General features: G+C 39.6%; 4 protein-coding genes and 2 pseudogenes. 2 read left to right on the forward strand and 4 right to left on the reverse strand.

What is annotated here, in order from left to right:
• Nucleotides 1-645 (forward strand): annotated as a pseudogene (locus ACNPNW_RS16355) (IS5 family transposase); the annotation flags it as partial.
• A 10-nt stretch (nucleotides 646-655) separates the two neighbouring features.
• Here ACNPNW_RS16355 and ACNPNW_RS16360 read toward each other — a convergent pair.
• The 3 genes and pseudogenes from ACNPNW_RS16360 to ACNPNW_RS16370 all read right to left on the reverse strand — a co-directional run.
• Nucleotides 656-1081 (reverse strand): annotated as a pseudogene (locus ACNPNW_RS16360) (DUF4145 domain-containing protein); the annotation flags it as partial.
• A gap of 30 nt (nucleotides 1082-1111) precedes the next feature.
• Nucleotides 1112-2287 carry a restriction endonuclease subunit S gene (locus ACNPNW_RS16365; protein WP_448767196.1) on the reverse strand — a complete coding sequence of 392 codons (1176 nt, stop codon included), beginning with the start codon at nucleotides 2285-2287 and terminating at the stop codon, nucleotides 1112-1114.
• The gene (locus ACNPNW_RS16370) at nucleotides 2284-3765 is read right to left on the reverse strand and encodes a type I restriction-modification system subunit M (protein ID WP_448767197.1); all 1482 of its coding nucleotides are present in this window, start codon (nucleotides 3763-3765) and stop codon (nucleotides 2284-2286) included. The genes ACNPNW_RS16365 and ACNPNW_RS16370 overlap by 4 nt, the downstream gene beginning before the upstream one ends.
• A gap of 189 nt (nucleotides 3766-3954) precedes the next feature.
• Between ACNPNW_RS16370 and ACNPNW_RS16375 the strand changes: the two genes are divergently transcribed.
• On the forward strand, nucleotides 3955-4197 hold the full coding sequence (locus ACNPNW_RS16375) for a hypothetical protein (RefSeq protein ID WP_448767198.1): 243 nt from the start codon (nucleotides 3955-3957) through the stop codon (nucleotides 4195-4197).
• Here ACNPNW_RS16375 and ACNPNW_RS16380 read toward each other — a convergent pair.
• The coding region (locus ACNPNW_RS16380) for an IS5 family transposase (RefSeq protein WP_448767199.1) at nucleotides 4165-5067 on the reverse strand (903 nt) is incomplete at its 5' end. The genes ACNPNW_RS16375 and ACNPNW_RS16380 overlap by 33 nt on opposite strands.

Below are 5067 nucleotides of genomic sequence, written 5' to 3' on the forward strand. Positions count from 1 at the left end.
TATTTGTTGAAGCAGTATTGTATCGGTATCGTTCAGGTATCCCGTGGCGAGACTTACCAGAACGCTTTGGTGATTTTAGAGTCGTGCATACTCGTTTTAGCCGTTGGGCTAAAACAGGTGTGTGGCAGAGGGTCTTTGAAGTGCTGTCACATGACAGTGATAATGAATACGCCATGTTAGACTCCACCATTGTACGTGCTCATCAACACAGCGCTGGGAAAAAAAAATCAGGCGATTGGACGCAGTAAAGGTGGCTTAAGCACCAAAATTCATGCCCGTACTGATGCTTTAGGCAACCCAACAGGATTTTATCTCACTGATGGGCAGGCCCATGACTTAAACGGTTCAGATGTGTTGCTGGACTTATCGTTGAGCCAGACCTGGCTTATGGATAAAGCCTACAACTCCAGGGATCGGGTCATTGCTCCAATTTTAGCGGCGAAGGGTCAAATTGTGATGCCAGCGAAAAGTAATTCTATTGATCAGCGTGATTATGACCGACATCTCTACAAGGCAAGACATCTGATCGAGAACTTTTTTGCCAAGCTCAAGCAGTATCGTGCTATTGCCACACGCTATGATAAATTGGCTCAAAACTTCTTATCAGCGATCTACTTAGCATCAACAATCATCTCCATTAATTGATGACACGCCCTAGTTTTGGGTTAAATAAAATCGATTGTGAACGGTCTTTTGAGGGTGAGCCATAGTTCCGTTCAAACCAAACATACATCAGGAATAAATGGCTGATGTGTTTTACAGTTTCTTCGGTGGTGAGCTGCTTGAACTTTTTCCCATGCACGGCACTGTTGCCGACCATGCGGATGTTGTCCATTTTGTCCCAAATATAAGGCGGAACTAGGTCTTTAAATTTGAGGTCGTTGAGTAAGTTATGTAGTGAAGCATCGTAAGGTTGGGTGAGTTTTTTATCGTATTGATACAGCCATAGCACAAGGTTTTCAAGTGATGTACGAGCCGCAGCAAGGGCAAATTGTGGGGATATATACGTGAGCTTTTCGGCTTCTTTAGCAGTCGCTGCCAAGCTTTTAAATTCAGGTTCTAAAAACTGAAAATTGCTCATGTATATATTCCCTCATATTTTAATTAAATGTTATAAAGTGCCGTTAAATGCTTGGTTTTGTAGTGATGAAAATAGGCTTTCAAATAACTTACTAGAATTTTCAAGTGTTGTCTTTAATACTTCAATTTCATTGACTTTTTGTTGAAATTCTTCTTGCATTGAAAGTGGTGGTATTGGTATTTGCATTGCTTTCATTTTAACACCTGTTAAATGTGCAATTGTTGCCACCGTTATATGATCGTCAAACCCACCATTTTTTGAATAGAACCAAAATAACCAAACAAAATATTCAGGTAGTATTTGTGTCATATCTAGGCGAACTCGATGCAACGCTTTTTGAAAAAAACAATTTTCTAAGTCATTTTTCCATATTGCAGCACGCCCAGGTTCACCACCTTCACAAACAAGAATGTCTCCGAATTTCAATTCACAGTTTTTCCTATCTTTTTCATTAAACTCCATATCGAATACATCAGATAGATCGAATTTAAACCATTGAACATTGGCATTTCTTAAATATTTATATTGATCATTTTCAGAAGATTGTTTTTTCTTATCTAGCATTTTCCCGAGTTTAGATTCACTTATTTCACCAACAGGTTTTAAATCCCACCCTTTAGGATTACTCACAGGATCGCCAAATATATCAATAAAAGTGGCTTGTAAAAGCTGATCTAACTTTTCAATCGCTTGCTGACGTTTTTGGCGTAACTCGTCCGCTTGATCTAAAATAGACGCAATTCGGCGTTGTTCGGCAAGTGGTGGAAGTGGGATTTCAACATTAGCAATAACTGTTTTAGAAATTTCCTTAAATGTTGCGCCAACACCTAAATCTTGAAGATATTCTTTGTTCGCTTTTAACCAATAATATAAATATTGCGAATCCAATAAATCAGCTTTGGGTACAAAACTTTTGAACCCTTGGTTAGTACACATAGGAATTGTATTAATTGCAACATGTCCGATAGGAGCACGAGAACTAAATAAAACAGAATTTTCAGGAAGTAATTTAGTTGAACAACTATCAAAACCTAATTGAGTAATCTTACTTTCTGTTTTAGAAATAAATTTAGACTTTAATTTACTAAGGTCTTTAGGTGTCACCCAAGTAATATCACCATCCCAAAAATCAGGATTATTCGTCCGTGGCGTTGAGCCTGAATGAATTTCAGCACATTCACCTAACTTCATTTTAGGAAAACTCACTTAAGCATCTCCTTAAGCGCAGCCATTCCTTTTAAAATATCCTGCTCAAGTACTTCTAAATCCGCCAAAATTTTACTTGGTGCTTCATATTCCACTTGCTCATACACCACTTCCTTATAACGGTTAATCGACAAGTCATAACCATTGGCAGCAATATCGGCTTTATCCACCATAAAGCTTTGCTCTGTGGCTTTACGGTCTTTTTCACCCTCTAAGTTTTTAAAACGGGCAATAATGTCAGGAATGTTGTTATTTTCATGCTTAGACGCATCGAGTTCATTACGCTTATCATCCAGCGAATAACCATCCGCCTGCATATCATAAAACCAAACTTTATCCGTACCGCCCGACATGGTTTTGGTGAAAATCATAATGGCAGTCGAAACGCCTGCATACGGCTTAAATACACCTGACGGCATCGAAATAATCGCTTCAAGCTTTTGCTCTTCCACAATCTTTTGACGCAAATCTTTATGCGCTTTAGACGAACCAAATAACACACCATCAGGCACAATCACCGCAGCACGACCGCCAGTTTTTAACAAACGTAAGAACAAGGCTAAAAATAACAATTCGGTCTTTTTGGTTTTGACTACGGCTTGAATGTTCTTGGCACAGCTTTCATTGTCCAAACTGCCTGCAAATGGAGGATTGGCAAGAATCAGACTATATTTACTTTCAATATGTGAATGCGTTTCACTTAAAGAATCACGGTTTTCAATTCGTGGGTTTTCAACACCGTGCAGCATCATGTTCATTGAACCAATACGAAGCATGGTGCTATCAAAGTCATAACCAAAGAAAGTTTCTTCACTAAAACGCTTTGCAGCTTCAGGATTGGCAAAAATCTCAGTGCTGTAATGATCATTTAAATATTCACTTGCAGCTACGAGAAAGCCTGCTGTACCACACGCAGGGTCACAAATGGTATCTGTGGGTTTAGGTTGCATTAGTTCCACAATCATCTTGATGATATGGCGAGGAGTACGGAACTGACCATTTTGACCTGCTGAAGCAATCTTACCGAGCATGTACTCGTAAATATCACCCTTAGTATCTTTATCATCCATTGGCACATCAGCAACCAAATCCACCACTTTGGTGAGTAGCGCAGGCGTAGGAATAGTAAAACGCGCATCTTTCATATGATGGCTATAGGTGGTTTCGTCTTCCGCACCTAAGTTTTTAATGAAAGGAAAAACTTCATTAGCAACCGTGTTATACAGCGTTGCAGCGTCACCTAAAGTCACAAACTTCGACCAACGAAGATGATCTTGCTCTGACGTGAAAATAGGATGCTCAACTTCTTTTTTTAAACGGTTGGCTTTCTTTTCTTTGGTGATCTGAATTTCATCAAGTCGGCGAATAAACAGCAAATAGGTCATTTGCTCCATGACTTCTAAAGGATTGGAAATACCACCACTCCAAAATGCATTCCAAATTTGGTCAATTTTGCTTTTAATTTCGCCTGTAATCACGTGGATGACTCTCAAATTTCTTTGAGAGTATTGTGGGAGAAATCAACAAAAAAAGCTATTTGAATTAAAGGAGATGCGACAGGCTTTGGCGTTATATTTATATCATTCCAAATCACGAGGCTCTGTACTAATGTATCTATTCTGCTAGTCTATAATTTAACTCATTTAAAGCAACATAAGGTTTTAAACATGAAAATTCAAAGTATAGAGGATGAAAGGGAGATAGCTGCTACAGCAGCTAAGGTACTGCATGAAAGATTTATTGAGGCTGCACGCACCGAAACAGTACTTTATGTAAAGAATGATGCTGTATGGAGTAAGGCTCCAAATGGTGATCCCTTCTTAATGGCTTTGTTGCACAAAGATTGGAAATGCAAAGCGCCCCTAATTGAGCCAAATTTAAGGCGTAACTTGGGTAAGTGGTCGACCTAATTCCGTAAATCTGTTAAGGACTGCTACACGTGCATGGATCTCATTCACTTGGCTATCAAAACTCCTTGCGCTGAGTTTATCTCCTAATAATTTGATGCAATGCATCTTAGTTTCAACCAAACTTCGCCGATGATAGCCTGACCATTTTTTCCATAGTGTCCTGCCTAAACTTTTAATTGTTCGAAGTAATTCATTTCGCTCTAGCGAGCTACTCTTTGTATCTTTCCATGGTTTCGCATTTTTTCTAGGTGGAATCACCGCATGCCCTTGCCGATCTGCAATGACCTGACGGCATTGCTTGGTGTCATAAGCTCCATCGGTATAAACACAGTTAATCTGCTCATCTTGTGGAATCTGATTAAGTAAATCACCAAGCACCTGTGAATCACTGACATTATTGGTTGTAAGCTGAACTGCTCGTATTTGCAGGGTTTTAGCATCTATACCAATATGAAGTTTACGCCATTGGCGACGATATTCAGGTCCATGTTTCTTGCGTTTCCATTCGCCCTCACCTAGAAACTTCATGCCTGTAGAGTCCACGAGTAGATGCAGCCCATCGCTACTTTTTTGGTAGCTGATTACAATATCAATATGCTTTTGTCTTCTACAAAGCGTACTGTAATCTGGAGCTATCCAATTTAATCCGCAAAGTTTAATCAGACTTTGCACAAAGCCAGTGACCATACGTAAAGACAGACGGAATAAGGATTTAATCATTAAGCAGCATTGGATGGCTGCGTCGGAGTAGGTTTGATTTCGCCCTTGTTTGCCTTTTGATGGAGCATACCATTGCGTAGCAGGATCAAACCAAATGGCAATATTTCCGCGACTCATGAGTGCTCGGTTATATGCGGGCCAATTGGTTGT

Source organism: Acinetobacter endophylla (assembly GCF_053543775.1).

Bases quoted from the DNA above. Each gene is read 5' to 3' on its own strand.
- ACNPNW_RS16375 (WP_448767198.1), top strand. From the start codon at position 3,955: ATGAAAATTCAAAGTATAGAGGATGAAAGGGAGATAGCTGCTACAGCA.